Annotated in this window: 24 protein-coding genes; 19 read left to right on the top strand and 5 right to left on the bottom strand. The window is 35.3% G+C overall.

From position 1 onward, the window contains the following. The 4 genes from A3854_RS09780 to A3854_RS03340 form a co-directional block, all read left to right on the top strand. The coding region (locus A3854_RS09780; RefSeq protein ID WP_257639869.1) for a M23 family metallopeptidase at positions 1-1,943 on the top strand (1,943 nt) is incomplete at its 5' end. Then, a complete protein-coding gene (locus tag A3854_RS03355; RefSeq protein WP_072594473.1) occupies positions 1,940-2,413 on the top strand; it encodes a hypothetical protein in 474 nt (157 codons plus the stop codon). The genes A3854_RS09780 and A3854_RS03355, both read left to right, overlap by 4 nt. Before the next feature lie 17 nt (positions 2,414-2,430). Next, positions 2,431-2,883, top strand: a complete 453-nt coding sequence (locus tag A3854_RS03350) for a hypothetical protein (protein WP_084041311.1) — start codon at positions 2,431-2,433, stop codon at positions 2,881-2,883. 165 nt (positions 2,884-3,048) lie between these two features. Next, on the top strand, positions 3,049-3,675 hold the full coding sequence (locus A3854_RS03340) for a hypothetical protein (protein WP_141081823.1): 627 nt from the start codon (positions 3,049-3,051) through the stop codon (positions 3,673-3,675). 513 nt (positions 3,676-4,188) lie between these two features. On the opposite strand, the gene A3854_RS03330 is transcribed toward A3854_RS03340, so the two are convergent. Next, positions 4,189-5,220 carry a 3'-5' exonuclease gene (locus tag A3854_RS03330; RefSeq protein WP_084041307.1) on the bottom strand — a complete coding sequence of 344 codons (1,032 nt, stop codon included), beginning with the start codon at positions 5,218-5,220 and terminating at the stop codon, positions 4,189-4,191. A 63-nt stretch (positions 5,221-5,283) separates the two neighbouring features. Between A3854_RS03330 and waaC the strand changes: the two genes are divergently transcribed. Genes waaC through A3854_RS03290 form a run of 8 tightly spaced genes read left to right on the top strand, consistent with a single transcriptional unit; the run spans position 5,284 to position 12,078 of the window. Then, on the top strand, positions 5,284-6,258 hold the full coding sequence (gene waaC / locus A3854_RS03325; protein WP_084041306.1) for a lipopolysaccharide heptosyltransferase I: 975 nt from the start codon (positions 5,284-5,286) through the stop codon (positions 6,256-6,258). Continuing rightward, positions 6,251-7,144, top strand: coding sequence for a lipid A biosynthesis lauroyl acyltransferase (locus A3854_RS03320; protein WP_084041305.1), 894 nt, complete (start codon positions 6,251-6,253; stop codon positions 7,142-7,144). The genes waaC and A3854_RS03320 overlap by 8 nt, the downstream gene beginning before the upstream one ends. Next, positions 7,138-7,842 (top strand): glycosyltransferase family 2 protein, encoded by a 705-nt coding sequence (locus tag A3854_RS03315; RefSeq protein ID WP_084041304.1) that lies wholly within the window; start codon positions 7,138-7,140, stop codon positions 7,840-7,842. The genes A3854_RS03320 and A3854_RS03315 overlap by 7 nt, the downstream gene beginning before the upstream one ends. Beyond that, the gene (gene rfaQ, locus A3854_RS03310; protein WP_084041303.1) at positions 7,839-8,900 is read left to right on the top strand and encodes a putative lipopolysaccharide heptosyltransferase III; all 1,062 of its coding nucleotides are present in this window, start codon (positions 7,839-7,841) and stop codon (positions 8,898-8,900) included. The genes A3854_RS03315 and rfaQ overlap by 4 nt, the downstream gene beginning before the upstream one ends. Positions 8,901-8,904: 4 nt before the next feature. Then, positions 8,905-9,978 (top strand): glycosyltransferase family 4 protein, encoded by a 1,074-nt coding sequence (locus tag A3854_RS03305; RefSeq protein ID WP_084041302.1) that lies wholly within the window; start codon positions 8,905-8,907, stop codon positions 9,976-9,978. Beyond that, entirely contained in the window at positions 9,975-10,772 is a 798-nt protein-coding gene (locus A3854_RS03300) for a polysaccharide deacetylase family protein (protein WP_084041301.1), read from the top strand. The genes A3854_RS03305 and A3854_RS03300 overlap by 4 nt, the downstream gene beginning before the upstream one ends. Continuing rightward, a complete protein-coding gene (locus tag A3854_RS03295; RefSeq protein WP_084041300.1) occupies positions 10,772-11,275 on the top strand; it encodes a hypothetical protein in 504 nt (167 codons plus the stop codon). The genes A3854_RS03300 and A3854_RS03295 overlap by 1 nt, the downstream gene beginning before the upstream one ends. A gap of 17 nt (positions 11,276-11,292) precedes the next feature. Continuing rightward, positions 11,293-12,078 (top strand): glycosyltransferase family 25 protein, encoded by a 786-nt coding sequence (locus tag A3854_RS03290; protein WP_084041299.1) that lies wholly within the window; start codon positions 11,293-11,295, stop codon positions 12,076-12,078. Positions 12,079-12,087: 9 nt separating this feature from the next. On the opposite strand, the gene A3854_RS03285 is transcribed toward A3854_RS03290, so the two are convergent. From A3854_RS03285 to A3854_RS03275, 3 genes are read right to left on the bottom strand one after another with little or no spacing between them, the layout of a single operon-like run. Next, on the bottom strand, positions 12,088-12,858 hold the full coding sequence (locus A3854_RS03285) for a polysaccharide deacetylase family protein (RefSeq protein ID WP_084041298.1): 771 nt from the start codon (positions 12,856-12,858) through the stop codon (positions 12,088-12,090). Then, positions 12,855-13,904, bottom strand: coding sequence for a glycosyltransferase family 4 protein (locus A3854_RS03280; protein WP_084041297.1), 1,050 nt, complete (start codon positions 13,902-13,904; stop codon positions 12,855-12,857). Before A3854_RS03280 ends, A3854_RS03285 begins: the two co-directional genes overlap by 4 nt. Before the next feature lie 3 nt (positions 13,905-13,907). Continuing rightward, positions 13,908-14,936: a glycosyltransferase family 2 protein gene (locus tag A3854_RS03275; RefSeq protein WP_180378638.1), complete on the bottom strand. Its 1,029-nt coding sequence runs from the start codon at positions 14,934-14,936 to the stop codon at positions 13,908-13,910. 86 nt (positions 14,937-15,022) lie between these two features. Between A3854_RS03275 and A3854_RS03270 the strand changes: the two genes are divergently transcribed. Continuing rightward, the gene (locus A3854_RS03270) at positions 15,023-16,195 is read left to right on the top strand and encodes an O-antigen ligase family protein (RefSeq protein ID WP_084041295.1); all 1,173 of its coding nucleotides are present in this window, start codon (positions 15,023-15,025) and stop codon (positions 16,193-16,195) included. Positions 16,196-16,252: 57 nt separating this feature from the next. Here the strand turns inward: A3854_RS03270 and uvrA are convergent, their stop codons facing one another. Then, the gene (gene uvrA / locus A3854_RS03265; RefSeq protein WP_084041294.1) at positions 16,253-19,081 is read right to left on the bottom strand and encodes an excinuclease ABC subunit UvrA; all 2,829 of its coding nucleotides are present in this window, start codon (positions 19,079-19,081) and stop codon (positions 16,253-16,255) included. Positions 19,082-19,255: 174 nt separating this feature from the next. Between uvrA and A3854_RS03260 the strand changes: the two genes are divergently transcribed. The 6 genes from A3854_RS03260 (at position 19,256) to A3854_RS03235 (ending at position 22,601) form a co-directional block, all read left to right on the top strand. Continuing rightward, positions 19,256-19,540, top strand: a complete 285-nt coding sequence (locus A3854_RS03260; RefSeq protein ID WP_021091598.1) for an NADH-quinone oxidoreductase subunit I — start codon at positions 19,256-19,258, stop codon at positions 19,538-19,540. Positions 19,541-19,648: 108 nt separating this feature from the next. Continuing rightward, the gene (gene ndk, locus A3854_RS03255; protein WP_084041293.1) at positions 19,649-20,062 is read left to right on the top strand and encodes a nucleoside-diphosphate kinase; all 414 of its coding nucleotides are present in this window, start codon (positions 19,649-19,651) and stop codon (positions 20,060-20,062) included. Between the two features lie 16 nt (positions 20,063-20,078). After that, a complete protein-coding gene (locus tag A3854_RS03250) occupies positions 20,079-20,438 on the top strand; it encodes a hypothetical protein (protein ID WP_084041312.1) in 360 nt (119 codons plus the stop codon). Between the two features lie 12 nt (positions 20,439-20,450). Further along, complete coding sequence (gene rpmF, locus A3854_RS03245; protein WP_002942540.1) at positions 20,451-20,597, top strand: 50S ribosomal protein L32; 147 nt, start codon at positions 20,451-20,453, stop codon at positions 20,595-20,597. A 3-nt stretch (positions 20,598-20,600) separates the two neighbouring features. Beyond that, on the top strand, positions 20,601-21,590 hold the full coding sequence (gene plsX, locus A3854_RS03240; protein ID WP_084041292.1) for a phosphate acyltransferase PlsX: 990 nt from the start codon (positions 20,601-20,603) through the stop codon (positions 21,588-21,590). Positions 21,591-21,593: 3 nt separating this feature from the next. Then, positions 21,594-22,601 carry a beta-ketoacyl-ACP synthase III gene (locus A3854_RS03235; protein WP_084041291.1) on the top strand — a complete coding sequence of 336 codons (1,008 nt, stop codon included), beginning with the start codon at positions 21,594-21,596 and terminating at the stop codon, positions 22,599-22,601. The last annotated feature ends 5 nt before the right edge of the window (positions 22,602-22,606 follow it).

The raw sequence follows: 22,606 nt of genomic DNA, 5'->3' as shown, positions 1-22,606 counted from the left end.
CGTCTAACAACAAACACCTAAATTTCTCTTTATTAAATTTCGCCAAAGAAAATAACTTTACCCTAAGAGATGATAAAGACTCGGCTATGTTTGATATGAAGCTTCGTCTAGCTCATGGCAACAATGTAGTGCCTACATCAGCATCAAGTTCAGGTCTTACTCTTACAATAAACAATCTCATCATTGAAAACGAAGATGGTAAGGCAAGTGAAGATATAGATAAGATATATCTTCATCACTGCTTTGATAAAAGTATATATGAGAGTATATCTTTAGTAAAAAATGAAGACTCAGATATCAAAAACTCATATACAGCTACATTTAATATCCCAATAGACAAAGAGAATAAAGGAGATACTAAATTTATACTTTATTCAAGTGATCTAAGTAAAGTTTATAGCACTAAAGATATTCATGCTCACTCTGATACAGCTGTAATATCTTTAGGATATCAAGATAAGAGTAGCTCTAACTTTTGCTATAGCAATAAGGTCTCGTTAAGAGATATAACAGATCATATAACAAATGTAATCTCTGATAGTGAGTATCCATTTAAGACAAATGAGCCAATATGCTTAAAGGCTATATATAAACAAGAAAAAGGCAGTAAGAGATATAAAGAGATACTTTGGGGATATAAGGTCATAAAAAGTAAAGAGTATGATGAACTATCCAAATCAAATCCAAAAGATGTAGTAGCCCTAAAAGAACAAAAAGGTAAAGAGATAACATTTAAAATTTTAGATGTTATACAAAAAGATGATCTAGATAAGCTAAAGCAAGGTGGTCATACTATAGTATTTTTTGCATATCTTGAAGGTGATAAGGATAAATTTAAGTTTTATACAAGATATGGCAAAAATCATATAAGAATAGATATAAAGATACCTTTATATATTAAATTTAAAGATGATAAGCTAGTTATATATGAGTTTGAGCATGCTATAAAAGAGAAGGCATTTGATGCTAAATTAAAGTTTAGTGATAATAAAGACGATGCTTTAATAAAAAATGGTAATTACTTATATATAAGTAAAAATATCTCTTCAAATGAGATAAATATCTATGAAGACGACAAGCTAAGCAAAGAGTTAAAAAGTGATGAGAAAACAAATAAGAGCTATCAAATTTATGCAAAAGAAGAGATCTCTAGTAATAATCAGTCTAATGCAGATAAAGATGATAAACTTGGTATAAATTTATTAAGTAAAGAGAATATGGATAAATTTATTAACTCTTTTAATGAATCAAAGAGTTTAACTAGAGTAGATAAAGGTATGTGGGAAGATGGAGATAAAGAAGTCTTAGTAAAAGTAGAGATGAGCAATGAGATAGTTTTTCCACTAAAAATCAAGCCTTTAAATGATAGAGGCATGGAATATGACTGGACGCTTATGTTAGGAGACAAGGGCGAGAGCCAAGCAATATTTGGCAGAAATAGAAATAATGGCAAAAGACAACACGCCGCAAGAGATCTATATACAGATATGCCTTTTAAAAAGAATGTAGACATAAAAACATTTAAGTCAGATGTAGAGATAGTATCTATAGCTGATGGCGAAGTAATAAAGACTGGTAATTTTTACTGTAAAACCGATCACATAACGATACAATACGACACAGTAGAATTTGGTAGCTTTATAATAAGATATGGCGAGGTTGATCCTTCAAGAGTAAAAGTAAAAGCGGGTGATATGGTACGAAAAGGTCAGGTTATAGGATATTCTGGGCTAATGATTGATAACGGTGATCACCCAAATATAGTTGATAAAAAAATAGTAACCATGCTTCACTTTGAGTACTTTACAAATGGAGCCAACAAAGATGATCCTTTAACTGTCACTAATGATTCGAACAATAAATTTAAAAGACGTAAGGATCTAGCAGACCCACTGGAAATACTAAAGGAAGGATACAAAAATACTTTTGGAGAAATATTATGAGGATAATCTTTAAAATAATCTTAGCTTTACTTATAGCTGTAAATTTATCATTTGCAACAGATGATTATATAGATGATTATTATGATAGCTGGAAGCAAAAGACAATATCAAAAAAGTTTTTGAGTCAAGGTTGCAAAACAATATCAAAAGACATTTGGAATGAAAGCAAGGTTTCCTATCGTCAAACAACTATATTAAATATATACAAAGAGCCTATTTTAAATTTATATGGCGACTACGACTTAAAAATTAAAGAAATACAACATCTAAAAAATCAAAAATACAAAGAGTGTAATAAAAATTTTTGTTACGACTTTGATTTTAAGTGGTTAAACAACAAAAGTCTTTTGGTACAACTACATTTTCATGCTGATAAATATTCTAAATCAAGCTGTGAATTATGGCTATATGAAGAAGAAGATGGTAGCGTAGATGTATATAGTTTTACGTCTAAAAATTTACCCGATTAATAATGAACGATATATTTATGAAATCAATCTTTAAAATAATCTTAGCTTTACTTTTAGCTGTAAATTTATCATTTGCAACAGATGATCATGATAATAGCTGGGAGAAAAAGACGATACCTAAAAAGTTTTTAAATAAAGACTGTAAAAAGCTTGCAAAGAAAATTTGGGTTGAAAGTATGGTCACTTACCGTGGAGATACAATATTAAATATGTACAAAGAGCCAATTTTAAATGCTCTTATTTATGAACCTCCTATAAAAGACATAGAATGTATGAAAAATATAAGATACAAGACCTATGATGCAAATAACTATTCTTATGACTTTGATTTTAAATGGATAAACAAAAATACTCTCTTGGTTCAGTTCTTTGACACTAATCCTGAAAATATCTGTGAGCTATGGCTATATGAGGAAAAAGACGGTAGCGTAGATGTTTATAAATTTACATCCAAGAATTTACCTGACTAATAAATTTGATAAAAGAATAGAAGATGTAACCTACTTTAGTAGCCGAATATGGAAAGTATGCGATAATGAGTGCTGCTTGGTTTTGGCTTTCCAATAATTTGCACAAAATAGCAGATGAGAGCAAAAATGACTCAAATAACGAAAATGTAGTGGATAAAATAACTTATGTTATTAATAGGGGGACCGACAACCAAAGCAAAAGAGATAGAAAAGAAAATTACACAAGGATTAGAAATGCTGAAATTTTTCAAATTTTTAAATAGTGCATTTTTATTAGTATCATTGCTGGCTTGCAAAGGTATGGGAAAAGATGAAATACCAAATTTTAAATACAAAGACGCATCTAACTATTATTTTAAAATAGGCAGTGATAGCTATTCTGTCAAAATTTTACGTAATTATAATGAAGACAATCTGGGTCGAGCAATAGACATAAAAGAGTGTGCCATTATTTACAAAGAGAAAATGAAAAAATGGAATTTTTGTTACAACGATATGTCCATGTGGAGCGTTACAGCTAATGGTAGTATAATTGAGTTTAAAGGCGGAACCCAAGACAGAGATGGAAATATAGTGGACTTTTATATACTTTTTAAAAAATTAGCCTCGGAATTTTATTTGTATGAGTACACTTGGAAATTTGGGTATATAGATGAAACTACAAACGATGAAAAAATTAATAAAGTAGAAAATTACTACGTAGATCATGGTAAAAAGAATAGACTTTATATAAATCAAATCATTCCAAAAATTCTTAATGACATGAGAAAAAACTTTTATAAAAATAAGTAGTAATTAGGTAATTTGAGTAATATATTAAAAAGTAAATATATTTATAGGATAATTTTATGTGTTTTTGAGCTCTTAATACTTAGCAAAGCCACTAGAATATCGACCGGAAAATTCAAATAAATAGAAGATAGTGAGATAAAGGTAACTTAACAGTCATAGATGATCCAATTAGTATCAAAAATATTTTGCAAAAGTAAATATAATAAAAGATTTCACTACAAATTCTGGCATAAAACTTGGTGACAAACAAGAGCAAATTTTAAAGAAGCTAGGTAAACCAAACGATCTACAAGAAGAAAATGCCACCTCTATCGTCACCTACATCACTGAGCAAAATGAAAGCAAACTCTTGCAAGAATTTGATATGCCACTCTACTACGAGAAATTCATCTTTTCTAATGGAGTTTTAAAAGAGTATGAATTTGGATTTGAGTACCCGTGATATTCCGCGGATCAGGATATTAATTCCATAGAGTAACAAAAGATATTTTACAGCATAAAAGCGTAGAATTTCTACTCTTCGTCTAAATTTATTTCAGGTAGCTTCTCTTCGGCAAAACTCTTATCTTTTTTGGCAGCTGATGCAACCTCGCTAGCCTTTTTTAAAAGTCCATCAAGCCCTTGTCTTGCCAAACGCTCATTTAGCTGCTCTGGTGTATCTTTCACACCATCAAAATCGCTAAAATCATCAAATTCTTCATCATCTTCTTTTTGGATCTTTATCTCGTAATCAAGCTTGCCATTAAGTCTAGCTAGCTCATCACTTATCGCAGTGCAAAAGACCTCAGTGTATCCTCTGTGAGCGCAGTTTTTGGCTAGAAATTCACTCATCACGTTTAGGTGATTTATATAGTCATCTTGTAAGATATTTGCCTGTAAAAGTTCAAATTTTAAAAAGAGCCAGTAGGTGTTAAGCACGTCGCTTTCGCAGTACTCGTTTATCTTATCAAGCTCGCCTGCGTAGTAGAGTTCAAGCACTTGATCGCCGTGCACATCGTACTTGCCAGGTAAATTTAAGCTAGCGCAAAGCGTATCAAGCTTTAGCCCTCTTACGCTTCCAAAATCGCTTATAAAATCAAGCAGATCAAGGTGAAATTTAGGCGAATATCTGGCTCTATAGTTTTCCCATTTATTTTTATTTAGCTCTTTGTTTTCGCTCTCGTAATACGCCGCTGCATTTAGATTGTAGCGCATCGCACGCACCATTAGCATCGGTAGGTCAAAGCCACGGCCATTAAAGCTAACTAGCCTTGGGTTATAGTCATTTATAAATTTTAAAAATTTAGCGATGATCTCGCGCTCATCCTTGCCCTCCATCGTGCTAACTTTTAAAAATTTGCCGTACTCATCAGCTATAACAGCAGAGATCGCCACAACTCTATGAAACATCACAGGCAAAAACTCACTACCACTGGCCTCTTTTTGTAGCGTCATCGCTTGCATGCTCACATCTTCATCGCTCCCATCAATGCCATAAATTTTTCTTATCAAATTTGCATCAGGTATCGTTTCGCAGTCAAAGACACAGATGTAACTTTTCGCCATTTTAGCCCTTTTTTAAGCATTTTTTTTTAAAATCATACCAAAAATTTATATCTAAAGTGATCAATGCAAAACAAAAATCAGCTAAAAATAGCCATCGTCAAACTCTCAGCTCTTGGGGATATCGTACATGCAGCTATTGTGCTTCAGTTTATTAAAAAGCACTACCCAAATGCCCATATCACGTGGCTAGCTGATGCTCGTTTCGCAAGCCTTTTAAAAGATCATCCGCTTATCGACGAGCTAGTCGTTTTACCACTTAAACAAAGTTTTAGACAAAGCTACAAGATACTAAAAGTGCTTGGTAAATTTGACAAAGTGATCGATCTGCAAGGACTTTTTAAATCAGCTGTCGTAGCAAAAATAATAGGCAGGCAAACTTATGGCTTTAGTAGAGAAAGTGTCAAAGAAAAGATCGCAGCCAGGCTTTATAGACATAAATTTAAAATTGATTACAACGAAAATATAATCATTAGAAATTTGGCACTTGTGGCTTTTGCTCTAAATTTTAGCTTTGAAGCAAGTGAAATTTTAGAAAAAGCACCTTGCTTTGAAGTAAGTGAAATTTATAAAAATGAAAGTGGTAAAAAACGTATTTTAATCGCTGCATTCGCAAGCGAAGAGAGCAAAATTTATAACAAATTTAAAGATGTGATCAGGCTACTTGGAGAGTGCGAAATTTACCTTTGCTACGGCAACGAGAGCGAAAAAGTAAGGGCTGAGGCGATCATTTCAGGCACCTCAGCAAAGCTACTTGAAAAACTAAGTATAAAAGAGATGATAAGTTTCATTGCAAGCTGTGATTTAGTAATTGGCAATGATAGTGGCCTAACTCACCTTGCATGGGCTGTAAATAGGCCTTCTATCACACTTTTTGGCAACCGTCCAAGCCACAGAAATGCTTACATCACGGATAAAAATTTAGTTATAGATATGGGCAAGCAAATAGATGCGAGAAGTATCGATAAAAACGACTTTTGTATAAAAGAAATTTACCCAGAAACGATTGCAAATTTTGCAAAAAGGCTACTAAATGGATAGGCTCTATCTAGCTGGCTTTTATACTTTAAAATTTCTTATATTTTTACTGCCTAGCTCGCTTCAAAACATGCTTGCTAAATTTTTAGCATTTGCGTTTATGAAGCTTAAAAAAAAGAGATTTCACGTCGTGATGACAAATTTAGACCTTGCTTTTGGCGAAACGAAAACTAAAGAAGAGAAGCTAGAAATCGCCAAAAAATGCTACTACAACTTTGCAAAATATCTTGGTATAAATTTCATCCTAAATCAAAACACGACAAAGCAAAAGATACTTGAACAAGTTGTTTTTAAAAATGAGCACTTTTTGCTTGATGCGATAAAATCTGGCAGGCCTATCATAGTTACAACTGCGCATTTTGGGCAGTGGGAGATATTTGGCCTAGCTGTCGCAGCTCGCTTTGGAGCCTCTTCAGCACTTGGCAGAAAGCTTGATAGCAGTGTCATGGATAAAATTTTAAGAGCAAATAGATCGCAGTTTGACGTGGAGCTAATAGATAAAGATGGTGGTGCAAAAGATATTTTAAAAGCATTAAAAGCTAGGCGAATAGTAGGAATTTTAGTCGATCAAAATACCGCACCAAAAGATGGGATAAAGGTGAAATTTTTTGGCAAAGATGTGCTTCACACACCAGCCGCAAGCGTACTAGCTCAAAAAACAAATGCCCTAATAATTAATGCATTTATCTATCAAAAAGATGAAAATATAAGCGAAATTTGCTTTTCGCCAGCCATTGATATAAATAAATTTGATAAAGAAGAGGCGGTACAAAAAGTAACGCAAATGCAGTGCAGCGCGTGCGAAGAGATGGTTAGAGCAAGGCCTGAGGAATACTTTTGGTTTCACCAAAGATTTAAGAGATTTTACGAAAATGAGTATAAATGCTAAGTATTGTCATCTTAACTTTTAACAGCCAAAAATATCTACAAGAAGTGCTAGAAAGTACAAATTTTGCTGATGAGGTCATCGTGGTTGATAGCGGCTCAAAAGATAGCACAAGGCAAATTTGTGATGGCTTTAGCAACGTGAGATTTCACGAGCAAGCATGGCTGGGATTTGGCACGCAAAAGCAAAGAGGCGTGGATCTAGCTAAAAATGAGTGGGTCTTTGTGCTTGATAGCGATGAGGTGATCACGGATGAACTTAAAAACGAGATCATTAGCACGCTAAAAGAGCCTAAATTTATGGCTTACAACGTTGCTAGGCTAAATTTTTTCTTTGGCAAAGCGATAAAAAACATGGGGCTCTATCCAGACTACACAGTGAGGCTTTTTAACAAAAATTTTGCCAAATTTGATGGCAGAGCCGTGCATGAAAAGGTCATTTTCAATGACGGCTCACAAAAGCTTGGAATGCTTAAAAATCACTTCTTGCACTACGCGTACGAGAGCATCGAGCAGTTTATCGCCAAGCAAAATCGCTACTCAAGCATGGGGGCAAAAAGGAATTTATTTAAAGCTCTAGCAAGCCCAGCTTGGACATTTTTTAAGCTTTATGTGCTAAAAGGTGGCTTTAAAGAGGGCTTTGCGGGCTATGTTATCGCTAGACTTTACGCCCAGTACACATTTTGGAAATATATAAAATGAAAATACTTGTAATTAAATTTAGAAACATCGGCGACGTACTTTTAACCACGCCGCTCATTGAAAATTTGCACCACTACTACCCAGATGCAACCATCGACTTTGCCCTAAACAAAGGTACAGAAGCGATGATCGAGGGAAATCCTTATATAAATAAAATTCACATTTACGATAGACAAAGTGCAAATTCTGGCTTTTTAAAAAAACTAATTACCGAGATAAAATTTATAAAAGCCATCAAAAAAGAAAAATACGATATGGCCATACAAACAACCACGGGGGATCGCGGCATCATCATCTCAAAATACGCAAAGATCAAAAAAATAGTAGGCTTTCTTGGCAAAAATCAATCAATAAATAAGCTTCTAAACGTCAAAGCGAAATACTATGAAAATTTTTCACATACGATCGATCATAATCTAAATGCTTTAAGAGCTTTGGGATTTGAACCGATTAGCAAAAAGGTGAGCGTATTTTCAGACGAGAGCGTGGAGCATCTAAATTTACCAAAATGCTTTGTTCATATGCATCTTACAAGTCGCTGGATGTTTAAATGCGCAAACGATGAGAGCATGGCAGAGCTCATTGACTACTGCGAAAATGAGCTTGGTGTAAAGGTCGTGCTAACAAGCGATAATAAAGAAAATGAACTTGAAAAGCTAGCAAGCGTGCTAAAAATTTGCAAGAGTGAGCCCATAAATTTAGATGGCAAGCTAAATTTGAAACAAACGATCACCCTATCAAAGCGCTCAAGCCTTTTTATCGGAGTGGATACAGCTATAATGCACATTGCCGCTGCTAATGACGTTCCAGTCATAGCCTTTTTTGGTCCAAGCAATGCTTTTGAGTGGGGGCCTTGGGATAACTCACTCATGGAAAATGGCTACACAGCGCAAAATGGCATCCAAAGCATGGGCAAACACATCGTCTATCAAAAAGACTGGGACTTCGTGCCTTGCGACAAGGAAGGTATAGTAAAGCATGGCATAGAAAAGACCTTGATGGATTTTAGCGACGAAATGCCAAAAATAAAAGCCAAAATAAAAGAAATTTTAGGATAGGCAGATGAATATTCTTCACACGCAGACACTTTTTAACTGGGGTGGCGAGCAAAATAAGACGCTAAACGAGATGCGTTTTATGCGCGAGATGGGTCATAATGTCATACTTTTTTGCAGCCCAAATTCTCAGATAGAAAGCATTGCAAAAAAAGAAGGCTTTAGTGTTATAGCACAAGAGATGAATAAGAAAAATTTTCATAAAAGCGTACCAGCACTTTGCGAAACGATAAGCTCAAACAAGATAGATATCGTAATCACACATGGCTCGACTGATAGCTGGGTTGGAGCAATTGCTGGGCTATTTTACAGAAGCAAAGGCGTTAAATTTTACAAGGAAAGGCATAATCTTTTTCCTATAAAAGGCTTCCTTTCAAAACTAATGCACAAAAGACTATTTGATAAAATTTTATACATCTCAAATAGCGTCAAAGAGTACCTGCTAAACATTGGCGTTAGCGAAGATAAGCTAGTTTTTATGCCAAGTACAGTCGATGTGGAGGCGATAGATGATACAAAAAGCACATTTAGAGATAAGTTTAATATATCTCAAGATGAGCTAGTTATCGGTACATTTACTTCGCTTTACCGCAAGAAAGGTGTCTACGACTTTGCAAATGCAGCAAAAGAGATTTTAAAAGAGAAGGACGCCACAATAGTTTTTGCAGGAAATATCAGCGAAAGCACAAAAAATGAGATTGCCTCGATTTTTAGCAAAAAAGATAAGATCATCTTCACTGGCTTTAGAAATGACGCGGCAAACGTTATAAAAAGCTTTGATATCTACGTATTTGCTTCGCACTCTGAGGGGCTTGGCACAGTTTTGCTTGAGGCGATGAGCTCAAAAGTGCCAGTTGTAGTCTATGATAACGCGCCGATGAACGTGCTAGTTAAAGATAAAGAGCGTGGGCTTTGTGCTAGAAATTTAGATGAAATTTCACTAAAAGAGTGCATTTTAGAGCTGATAAATGAGCCTGAAAAAGCCAAAATTTACTCACAAAACGCCTTTAAATTTGTGGATGAAAACTTTAGCCACAAGGCGCTAAAAGAAGCTATTAAAAATTTACTGGAGCAAAAATGAACTACCCAGTTTGCGTGCTAACGATGCACCACTGCAATAACAATGAAAATGACTTTGCCATTAAACCAGAGCTATTTAAAAAAGCGCTTCTTATGGCGCTTGATGAGGGCTATAAATTTATAAATTATGGCCAGTTTAAAGATATCGTTGCCAGCAGGTCAAAAGCCTCCAAAAAGAGTATTTTACTAACCTTTGATGATGGATATTTTGACAATTATAAATTTGCATTTCCTATCTTAAAAGAGCTAAATATCCCAGCTGTTTGCTTTTTGATAACAGACAAGATCAAGGATTTTAAAAGGCAAGACTACGACTTTGCATTTAAAGAACATAAAGAAATAGACTACGAAAAGGACGGTGAGTATTTTTTAAATTTAGACGAAATCAAAGAGATGCGAGATAGTGGGCTTTTTGAGTTTGACAGCCATACGGCGAGCCACTTTTCTTGCAAGAGCAACGATGAAGTAAAATTAAGAGAGGAATTTTCTAGCTCGCTGGCTAAGATAAAAGAGCTATTTCCTGAAAAACAAGAATTTGGCTTTTGCTTTCCCAAAGGGCACTTTAACGAGCTTTCACTAAAAGTTGTAAGAGAGTATTATGACTTTGCTTTTAGTGTGATAGATGGCGGATTTTGCGTAGGAGATGATAAATTTAAGATAAGACGCATAGACATATCAAACAATGCGAAGAGCGAGAGTGACTACATTTTTAGGGTTAAAAAGAAGCTTTTTATATATTCAACGCCGGTGCTAGGAAATTTATATTCAAATTTTAGAAATAGAGGCTATAAATAATGCTTGAAGCATTAAATGAGGCTTGCAAAGAAATTTTAAAAGATAAAAAACGAGCCTTAATCGCTCTTACTGGGCTTCATGGTAGTGGCAAAAGCACACTTGGTAAAGAACTAAGGCGCAAAGGCTTTGGAGACTTTAAACCGCATCAGATCGCTGTCATAGACGATGGTGTAATGAGCGTAAATCTCTTTTTTATACGACCAAGGATAAAAATTAAAGCCGATCACAAAGATGAGCTAAGACCATTTTTTAAATTTATCATGCCATTTATAAAGGTTGTGATCTACGCAAGCGCCAGCCCTCTTGCACGCATCAGCAAATGCGATATACTCTGTATTTTAAGCATGGATGAAGAGGATAGAATCGCTGGAATTTATAAGAGAAACTCCGGCGAAGATCTGGACAACACTCAAAAGCATATAAACAAAAAAGAGCTTGATCTAGCAGGTCTTGAGTATAAATTTAAATTAGAGTTCAAATCGCCAATAAAGCGAAATATTTAAAATCACTGGAGTAAAAAGTGAACTATCCTATCTATGTTATATCACTAAAAAGAGATGAAGAGCGAAGGCAAAATTTACAAAAACAATTTAACAGATATGATGAATTTAAAATAATAGATGCGGTTGATGCTAAAAATTTTAGTGTCAATGAGTATTACGGCGCCATGATAGATTGCTTGTTAAAATCTTGTGATGAAGATTATAAATTTAAGATACCGCCATTAATTGCGACACCAGGTGAGCTAGCATGCACAATGTCACACATAAAAGCTTATGAGGATTTTTTACAAGGCAACGCGGAATTTACTTTAATATTAGAGGATGATGTTATTGGAAATGACGAATTAATAAATGAGGCCTTTTTGCTATGCAAAGATATAAGTAGTGATAGCATTTTGATATGCGGTGTGCAAGATGGATTAAATAGTAGATTTCGTGCTTTTGGCAAAAAAATAAAAGAAAATTTATATCTTATCTCACCATACTCATACGCTAGTATATATAGAACGGCTGCTTACATTCTAACAAGAAAGAGTGCAAAAGCTCTACTTGATTTTTACAAAGATGGCCTTTACGGAGCCGATAAATGGGAGGCAATCTTAAAAAACACTGATATAAAAATGTACTTTAGCAACATCTTTTCTCATCCAGAGGAGCTAGGCTACTCTAGCTTGGAAAACCAAAGAAAGCAAAAAGAGAAGATAAATTCTCTTTTTAAAAAATATAATAAAAATTTCTCATACAAGGTTTCAAGATTCTACGAGAAGCATATAGTAAAAAATGAGAAAATTTTTACCAAATAATTTAGCCCACTAGGACCTTATAGCCGCGTAAATCGAGCCTAAAATATCATTTTGATATATAAACATAGTCTTTTTTAGCCATTTTTCATCACGTTTTGTAACAATGCGTTTTATCTCTTCAAGGTTGCCATCAGCCTTGTTTATACCACGTTTTGTAGTGAAAAATGCGCTATATCCGTGCTTTTTAGCAGAACTTAGGTATTCATCACTATATTTGCCTCTTGGCCAGCAAAGTGCCTCATCATCAAAGCCAAAGTTTTTCTTCATAAACTCACGGCAAAGACCAAATTCCTCGTCTAGGCTCAGCTGCCCAAAATATCCATCAAAATGGCCATGTGTATGTGAGTGAAAGTAAAAACAATCACTCATTTTCTCGATCTGCTCTAAATTTAATATCACATCTTGCGGCCTGCTTGGAGCAAGCCTCTTGCACTCGTTGTGATCAACATTTAAAAAGTTAGCAGGCCTCATCTCGTGTGCCTTTTGTGCCGCTTCTATCCAGCCAGTAATTATAAAAATATTTGCCTTTAGCCCAAATTCCTTCACAATAGGATAGGCGTAAATGTAGTTATCCATCCAGCCATCATCAAATGTTATGCAAACGCTCTTTTTAGGCACCTCAAGCTCGCCCTTTTTGTACGCGATAAATTCATTTACGCTTAGAGTTTTATAACCATTTTCGGCTAAGAATTTCATATGCGATCTAAACTCATCCACGCTACTAGCGATAAAGCCGCTCTTTTCAAGCACGTGGTGATACATCAAAACCGTTACGCTCATTTTACAAGTTCCATATATAAATTTTGTGTATTTTCTATCATTTTTTCGATACTAAATGTCTCTTTTACGTACTTTCTGCCAAACTCGCCCATCTGTTTTCTTAAATTTTCATCCAAAATGAGCTTTTCAAGCACCTTTTTTAACCCCTCTTTATCGCCATTTTGAAATAAAAATCCACTCTTGCCATCGCTCACAGCCTCACCAAGTCCGCCCACATCGCTTCCAATAGTAGCAAGCTTGCACGAAGACGCCTCAAGTAGCGCTCCGCCGATAGCCTCCATGTCTGAAGGTAACACACAGATATCAAGTGAGCCCAAAAAATCGCTCACATCGGTTCTGTTGCCGAGCATAAAGATATTTTTTTTATCTTTTATATACTCTTTTAGGTTCTCATTTTGAGGGCCGTCACCTACGATGAAAAGGGCTGACTTTTCTAAATTTAGCTCACTAAAAGCATCGATTAAGAGCTTGTGGTTTTTAGCAGCCCTTAGCACTGCCACAATACAAATGCCTACTACATCGTCACTTAGGCCAAATTCTTTTTTCATATTTATCTTAAATTCTGGTGTATACTTTTGCGTATCGATGCCTGTATAAATTTTGACGACTTTTTCCTTTTTCACGCCTCTTTTGATAAGATCAGCGCAAACTGAGTCACACACGCCGACTACTTTTGTACTTAGATTATAAGGCAAAGGCGATGTTATAGGCAGCTGCAAATGCCTAGTGCGAACCACACTGACGCCACAAATTTTACCCACAATCGCTCCAATGGCGCCATCTTTTCCCGAGTGAGTTGAGATTATTTTTATGTTATTTTGCCTTACAAATTTGCAAATTTTTAAAATTTCAAAGATATTGAAAGACTTTTTGAGATTAAACTCAACGAATTCACACTCTATTTGCTTCTCAAAGCTTTTTGAGCCAGGATTTAGCCCATAAAAAACCTTAAATTTACTCTTATCTAGCCCATTTATCACACGCTGTGTACGGTGTTCTTGCCCACCAAATCCAAGAGAGCTTTCAAGCTCAAGTATATTTATCATTTTCTACTCTTTAAATTCTTTCATTTTTTTATTTGACAAAAAGCCATTTATTGTATTAAAGATTTTTAAAATTTTTGATACATTTTCGTACGATTTTACATTTTTTAGCACTTTAAGCAAAATTCTCTGTTTTAATCTAAGCTTTGAAAAACCAGCTGAGTTTATGATGCTATCACTATCTTCATAAAAGAGATCAAGTACCTTTACATAGCTACTATTTTTTAGATTTGGTCTTGCCAAAATGGCTGGCATATAGACGCTTTTTATCTTTCTAAGCTCTAGATCTGGAACCATTTCAAGAGCTAAATTTTTGTTTTTTAAAATTGAGATTATGTCATCATAAACAAATTTATGATCCATCACAGCTTTTAATTTTTCAAAGCCAGCAGTGTTGTTGTCTCCTATCTTATAGTAATAAAAAGCCTTATTTAGCTTTACAAGAGTTTTTGAAGCGATAACATTTCTCACTACAGTGTGAAAATCTTCAGCTTGCGTGATCCCAACTGGAAATAAATTTTCTTTTAAAATTTTAGTCCTAATCGCCTTGTTTGCCGCATTATGCAAGACTTTGTTGTGCCTTGAGGCTAAAAGCCTTTTTAAATACTCGTTTTTATCGATTACGCCATCCTCTTTTGTCTCAAAATCCTTAAAAAGGAGCTTTTTATAATCATAGACCTTACACATATCTGTTATCACTATGTCGGCATCAAATTTTTCTGCGATATCATAAACGCATGAAGCATAATCTTTTTCCACATAGTCATCAGCATCTACGCAGATAGTATATTTGCCACTAGCTAGCAATATACCGTCATTTCTGGCAGCACTAACACCGGCATTGCTCTTTGTTTTTAATATTATTTTATCTTTATATTCTTCTAATATTTCTAGCGTATTATCAGTACTTCCATCATTAATAATTATAATCTCAATATCATCCATGTCTTGAGATATAAGCGAATTTAAACAATCCCTAATGTGCTCTTTTTTGTTAAAAACAGGCACTACAAAGCTTATTTTCACATCAGGCACGATACTTCCTTTTAATTTTTGTTTAATTGTATATTATTTTTAGTTCAGCAATGATAAAATGTCCACTTAAAATTTAAAGGATCTGCATGAAAAACGACATTGTCTCTAAGCTCTACAATCTCTTTTTAGTTATTGTCTTATTTACACTGCCGGTAACTGAGGGTTTAAAACAAATTTCACTCACACTTTTCGTCTTGGCTGGAATTTATATTTGCGTCAAAGAAAAAAGGCAATTTAAATTTGATCTCATAAATATCTCGCTTTTTATCTTTGTTTTGGCTACTTTTATAAGTTGCCTTGTAAATGGAGTTTCTGCATCAAGAGCGCTTGATCCGCTAAGGTGTATGCTATTTTTCTTTGTAGCCAGAAGTGTCGGCGTAGAAAAAATAAATTTTAAATTTTTATTTTTTGCCTTATTTGCTGGTTTTATTGCTGCGTTTATCCCTGCTTGTATAGAAAAATTCACTTCAAATGATCCTTTAGCACTTTTTGAGCTTAAATCAATCGGACATGTAAATCATAGCGCTATTTTTATGCTACTAGTTTTTTGTGTAGCATTAGTTTCGATAAATAGCAAAGAAATTTTTGAAAAGTACATAGGCATAAGTGTTGCCGGAATTTGTGTCCTTGGTATAATGATAGCTGGCTCTAGAGCTACAATGTATCTTTTACCAATCATTATTTTTACCTACTTACTTTTTGAAATTTTAAATAAACAGATAAAAATAAAATTTTTACTAGGCTTGATAATTTTATTTGGTGTAATAGCTATTTCTTATATATATATATCAGCAAATATTGCTCAAGATGAAAGGTTATATAGTCAACTAACAAAGGGGGTCACTGGATCAGAGACTAGATATCCAATCTTTGCTAGCGCATTTTATACGTGGTTAGAACACCCTTTATTTGGGATAGGTTCTGGCGAGTTTAAGATCATTGATATAACAAAATATTTTCCAGGCAATGTTGAAGTTCATGTTAGTCACGCACACAATACCTTTTTAACATTTTTAACAGAAAAGGGCATCGTTGCCTTGCTTGCATATTTGGTATTTCAACTATCACTCTTTATAAAATTTATTAAAAATTTTAGACAAAATAACATAGTTTTTCTTGCACTTTTAATGCTTATGGCTAATAATATAATTTCACTTGCAAACACAACATTTCACCACGAAAATGCACTTTTAATGCTACTATTTTGGGCTCTAGCTTCAAGTGCTATAGATGAGAAATCGACCTTAAAAATTAGCTAACACTCCGACACGCCTCAACCGTTTTAAATTTTATAAAGAAACGGTTGGGCCAAATTTCTACTTTTTCTTCATTTCCTCAAGCTCTTGTGCCAGAAATTCTCCAGTGTAGCTACCAGTTTTTTTATAGTTTTTAGCTACTTCTTTTACGTTGCCGCACGCTATTACTTTGCCACCCTTTGCGCCGCCTTCTGGTCCCATATCAACGATATAGTCGCAGTTTTTAATAACATCCATATTATGCTCGATCACAAAGACTGAATTTCCAAGATCAACTAAGTGATTTAGCACCTTTACTAGTCTATCAACATCGGCAAAATGAAGCCCCGTCGTTGGTTCATCAAGGATGTAAAGCGTATTTCCGGTATCACTTCTACTAAGCTCTTTTGCTAGCTTCACACGCTGCGCCTCGCCACCACTAAGTGTGACTGCATTTTGTCCAAGCGTGATGTAGCCAAGCCCTACATCTTGCAACGTGGTGAGTTTTGAAGCGATCTTTGGCACAGCCTTGAAAAACTCAACCGCCTCATCTATACTCATATTTAGAACCTCAGCAATGTTTTTGCTTTTGTATAAAATTTCCAAAGTTTGAGCGTTATATCTAGCGCCATTACAAACGTCACAAACCACGTTTATATCAGGTAAAAAGTGCATCTCGATAGTGATCTCGCCCTCACCTTGGCACTTCTCACAGCGCCCACCTTTGACATTGAAGCTAAAGCGCCCTATTTTATAGCCTCTAAGCTTTGCCTCTTTGGTCTGTGCAAATAAATTTCTTATCTCATCCATCACGCCAGTATATGTCGCTGGATTTGAGCGTGGGGTGCGGCCGATCGGGCTTTGATCAAGATATATGACCTTGTCTAAATTCTCAAGTCCGCTTAAATTTACCCCAGCTATCTTTTTTACCTTTTTGGCTCTATTTAGCTGCTCCTGCGCCTCTGGAAGCAAGGTCTGAAGTATTAGCGAACTCTTACCAGATCCTGAAACGCCAGTGATACCCACAAGGTTTCTAAGTGGAAATTTTGCGGTTAAATTTGAGATATTGTTGATATTTACATTTGAAATTTCAAGCCACTTCTCAGCTTTTCTATTTTTTTGATAGTCGATCTTTTTCTTACCGTTTATGTATTGTGCGGTCTGAGTGTTTGAGCTTAAAAGCTCTTTTGCCGTACCTGCAAAGACCACATTACCACCAAATTTACCAGCTCCAGGGCCGATATCTACGATAAAATCAGCCTCTTCTATCGTCTTTTTATCATGCTCGACGACGATTACAGAGTTGCCTTTGGCTTGTAAATTTCTAAGCGTTTTTATGAGTTTTAGTGTATCTCGCTCGTGTAGGCCAATACTTGGCTCATCAAGCACGTACATGACGCCACTTAGCCCGCTTCCTATCTGGCTCGCGATCCTGATGCGCTGTGCCTCGCCACCGCTGATCGTCCTAGCATCACGTCCAAGCGACAAGTAGCCAAGCCCCACGTCATACAAAAAGAAAAGCCTCTCGTTGATCTCTTTTAAGATAGGCTTTGCGATCGCCTTGTCATAGTCGCTAAGATATGCGAAATTTTTCTCATTCGAGAAAAAAGCGGTGCAGTTTTCTATGCTCATATCTAAAATTTCACCAAGTCCAAGGCCAGCGACCTTGACCGCTAAACTTTGAGGCTTTAGCCTGTGACCGTTACAAGCGTCACAAATTTTCTCACTCATATACTCATCAAAGTCTTTATAATCCTTCAAAAGCCCGTGTGAAATTTTAACAACACCATCAAACTTTCTAAGTAGTTTATTTCGCTTCCAAAAAAACTCAACTTCTTTGACATTTCCATATAAAACAAGCCTCTTTTCATCTTCGCTAAGCTCATAATAAGGCTTTTTGATATCGATGCCATTTTGCTCACAAAAAGCAAGCAAAAATTTATAATAATAGCTCATGTTATAGCCATAAAGCAACTTGATCGCACCGTTTTCTATCGACTTTTCCTCGTCGATGATCTTGCTCATATCTAGGCTATATCTTATGCCAAGTCCGTCGCAGTGCTCGCAAGCACCCTTTGGTGAGTTAAAGCTAAAACTAAGTGGCTCAAGCGGCGTAAATGAAATTTTACAATCAAAACAAGCCATGTGCTCGCTGTAATGTATAAAGCTCTCTTTTAAGCCCAGCTCATCAGCGTTTGCGATCTCTATCTCGACCTCGCCAAAACTCTCATTTAGCGCCTTTTCTACGTCACTTGCAAGGCGTTCGTGATTTTGCTCATCGATAGCGATCCTATCAACGATGACCTTGATCGTGTGTTTTTTCGTTTTTGCAAGCTCGATCTCCTCATCAAGCCTCACTACCACGCCATCTATCTGCGCTCTCACAAAGCCTTTTTGACGTAAATTTTCGATCAAATCCGCCCATGTGCCCTTTTTCTCACGCACTAGCGGCGCATAAATGATTACCTTTGAACCAAGCGGGAGCTTTGAAATTTCATTTATGATATCGCTTGCACTCATTTTTGAGATAGGTTTGCCACATTTATGGCAGTGCTGCACGCCGACCCTTGCGTACAAAAGCCTTAGATAGTCATAAATTTCTGTAATAGTACCAACTGTCGAACGAGGGTTTTTAGAAGTCGTCTTTTGATCGATCGCAATAGCCGGCGTTAAACCCTCGATCTTATCGACATCAGGCTTGCCCACACGGTCTAAAAACTGCCTAGCATAGCTGCTAAGGCTCTCCATATATCTTCTTTGCCCCTCAGCATAGAGTGTATCAAAGGCTAGCGTGCTCTTGCCACTGCCACTAAGACCGGTAAAAACTACTAATTTATTTTTTGGAATTTTGAGATTTATATTTTTTAAATTATGTTCTCTTGCGCCAGTTATTTCAATAATATCGTTCATTAAATTTATACAACCTTTTTAAAATTTTAATCTGTAAATTTAGTCTAAAAGTGATAAAAGATTTATAAAGTAGTTTTTCTAAAATTCAAGATCGTAGTTAAATTTAAGGGCTTATTTATATCATTTTCAGCTTTTTTTGATATTCTACGCCAAAATTTTATTTAAGGAGAAAAAATGTCTGTAAAAATAACCGATATATGCATAAGCTGTGGTTCATGTATTGATGAATGCCCAGTTTCAGCTATAGTTGATGATAGCGACAACCCAACTGGAGCAGATACATACTATGTTTATTCAAATAAATGCGTTGAGTGCGTAGGCTATAATGATGAGCCAGCCTGTGCTTCTGCCTGTCCAACTGACGGTTGTATTGTATGGGACGCTGTTGTAGCGGGACAACCTTCTCGCGATCAGATCGGTGCTGATGCACGCAATGGTTCTATTCCAGTTATTCAATAAATTTATATTTATAAATTTTAGGCTCAATTTGAGCCTATTTTATTTTTAAGCTTTATTTGATATAATTGCCAACTTCAATTTAAATAACCTAGATTTAAGGAAAAATTTATGCAAAGAACACTTTCTATTATTAAGCCTGATGCTGTTAAGAAAAATGTTGTTGGAAAAATTATAGATAGATTTGAAAGTAACGGCCTAAGGATCGCAGCTACAAAGAAAATTCAACTTAGCAAATGCGATGCAAAAGCATTTTATGCAGTTCATAAAGATAGACCTTTCTTCAACGATCTAGTCGAATTTATGATAAGCGGGCCAGTTGTGGTTATGGTTTTAGAGGGCGAAAATGCAGTTGCTAAAAACCGCGAGCTAATGGGTGCAACTAACCCAAAAGAAGCAACTCCTGGTACGATAAGAGCTGATTTTGCCGATAGTATTGATGCAAATGCAGTTCACGGAAGTGACAGCCTAGAAAATGCTGTGAATGAGATAAATTTCTTCTTTGCTTCAAGAGAAATTTGCTAATTTTAGGTCAAGAAAATTGATTATATCTTTTTCTAAAATAGCAAACAAAGATATAAGCTTTGAGCTAGTAGGAAATGATAATTTAGTTTTTATTGGAATTTTAAAAAGAAAAGATCCTTTTTTGGTAAAATGCCAAGGCAAAATAAAAGGGAATATAAATTATGTTTGCGATCGATGTGGTGAAGCATTTATGTTGCCTATCGATCAAGATGTAGAGCTAAATTTAAGTGACGGTATTTATAAAGATAGCGAAAATGAGCTTAGCGATACGATGGAATTTTTTGATGGCAATATTGATTTAAAAGAAGTCTTTGAGAGCGAGTTAGAAGCTTTTAAAAGTGATTATTTCTATTGTGAAAAATGTAAAAATTTATAAAGGAGAGTAAAAATGGCAGTACCAAAGCGAAGAGTGAGTCATTCTCGTGCAGCAAAACGTAGAACACATTATAAAGTTACACTTCCAGTACCTGTAAAAGACAAAGATGGTTCTTGGAAAATGCCTCACCGTATAAACAAAACTACAGGTGAATATTAAAATATGATTCGCATTGCTATCGATGCTATGGGTGGTGATTTTGGTGCAGATCCTATAATATCTGGTGTTATTGAAGCACTAAAAGAGACAGAATTTAAAGCTGTATTAGTTGGCGATAGCAATGTCATCAAACCACTCATTCCACAATCTTATTTAAAAAATATCGAATTTTTAGAAGCTAGCGAAGTTATCTCAATGGCAGATGGTGCAACTGATGCACTCAAGAGAAAAGATAGTACGATCTACAAAGCAATTGAACTCTTAAAAAATAAGGAAGTTGATGCTGTAGTTTCTGCTGGTCATAGTGGTGCAACTATGAGTTTAGCTACTCTAAGAATTGGTAGACTAAAAAATATTTCTCGCCCAGCAATTGCAACACTTATGCCAAATTCAAAAGAATCTGCTACTTTAGTTTTAGATGTTGGTGCAAATGTTGATTGCAGAAGTGAGCATCTGTTTCAATTTGCCATAATGGGTGAAGCCTATGCAAAAGAAATTTTAGGTAGAAAAGAGCCAAAAGTTGGTCTTTTATCAAATGGTGAAGAAGAAAGCAAAGGCAATGAAGTTAGCAAAGAAGCATTTAAATTAGTTTCTAGGCTTGATAGCTTTGTTGGCAATGCAGAAGGTAATCAAATTTTTGATGGCAGTATCGATGTAATGGTTTGTGATGGTTTTATGGGAAATATTCTTTTAAAAACTAGTGAAGGCGTTGCAGATGCTATAGGTAAAATTATCAAAAAACAAATTAAAAAATCACCTCTTGCTATAGCTGGCTCTGTACTCATGAGAAAAGTTTTTAAAACGCTCAAAAAGCAGGTTAGCTATGACGAATATGGCGGTGCACCGCTTCTTGGTGTAAATGGTTGCGTTATCATAAGTCACGGCAAAAGCAATTCAAAAGCTATAAAGAATGCAATTTTTCAAGCAATAAAATTTGCTAATTCAAATATAAATAAAGTTATCGAAGAAGAACTTTCGCACTTTGCAAGGTAAAATATGCCAAAAGCTTCACTGATTTCTATCGCTTCTTATATTCCAGAAAAAATTCTGACAAATTTTGACCTTGAAAAGATGGTTGAAACGAGTGATGAATGGATAGTAAAGCGAACAGGTATCGAACAAAGGCATATTGCAACTAACGAAACAACAAGTGATCTTGGTACAAAGGCTGGTGAATTAGCCATAAAACGCTCAGGGCTTGATAAAGCTCAAATCGATGCAATCATCTGTGCTACAATATCTCCAGATCATCTTTGTATGCCATCTACTGCTTGCAAAATAGCTGCAAATTTGGGTTTAAGCTATGGAGTTACAGCATTTGATATAAGTGCGGCTTGTACAGGTTTTATTTATCTTTTAGAGCTTGCAAATTCTCTCATTGTTAGCGGTGCCAAAAAAAACGTATTAATTATCGGAGCCGAAAAATTAAGCCCTATTGTTGACTATACAGATAGAAGCACTTGTATACTATTTGGTGATGGGGCAGGTGCGGCTGTAATTAGTAGTAGTAATGGTAATGAGATCATTGATATTCATACGGCAAGCGATGGTAAGCAAGCTGAACTTTTAATAACTCCAGGATGCGGAAGTGTATTTCCAGCCAGTGAGGAAACACTAAAAAATAGACTAAATTTCATCCATATGAGTGGAAATGAAGTTTTTAAAATAGCAGTTCAAACACTTAGCAAAAGCGTAATAGAAATTCTGCATGCAAACAAAATGCAAAGCGAAGATATTGATTTTTTTATACCTCATCAAGCGAATATAAGAATAATAGATGCAGTAAAAAATAGATTAAATTTTAAAGATGAGCAATGTGTCTTGACTGTTGCTAAATATGGCAATACAAGCTCTGCTTCAATTCCGATGGCTATAAATGATGCCTACGAAGACGGTCGCATCAAAAATGGTTCAGTTTTGCTTCTTGACGCATTTGGTGGCGGTTTCACATGGGGATCAGCGATTCTAAAATTTGGTGGAAAAAATTTTAGCGACTTACAATAATTACA

The sequence above is a fragment of the Campylobacter concisus genome, from assembly GCF_002092845.1.
Classification (GTDB): domain Bacteria; phylum Campylobacterota; class Campylobacteria; order Campylobacterales; family Campylobacteraceae; genus Campylobacter_A; species Campylobacter_A concisus_AQ.
The sequence above is the reverse complement of the archived record's forward strand: the minus strand, read 5'-3'. Positions and strand labels throughout refer to the sequence as shown.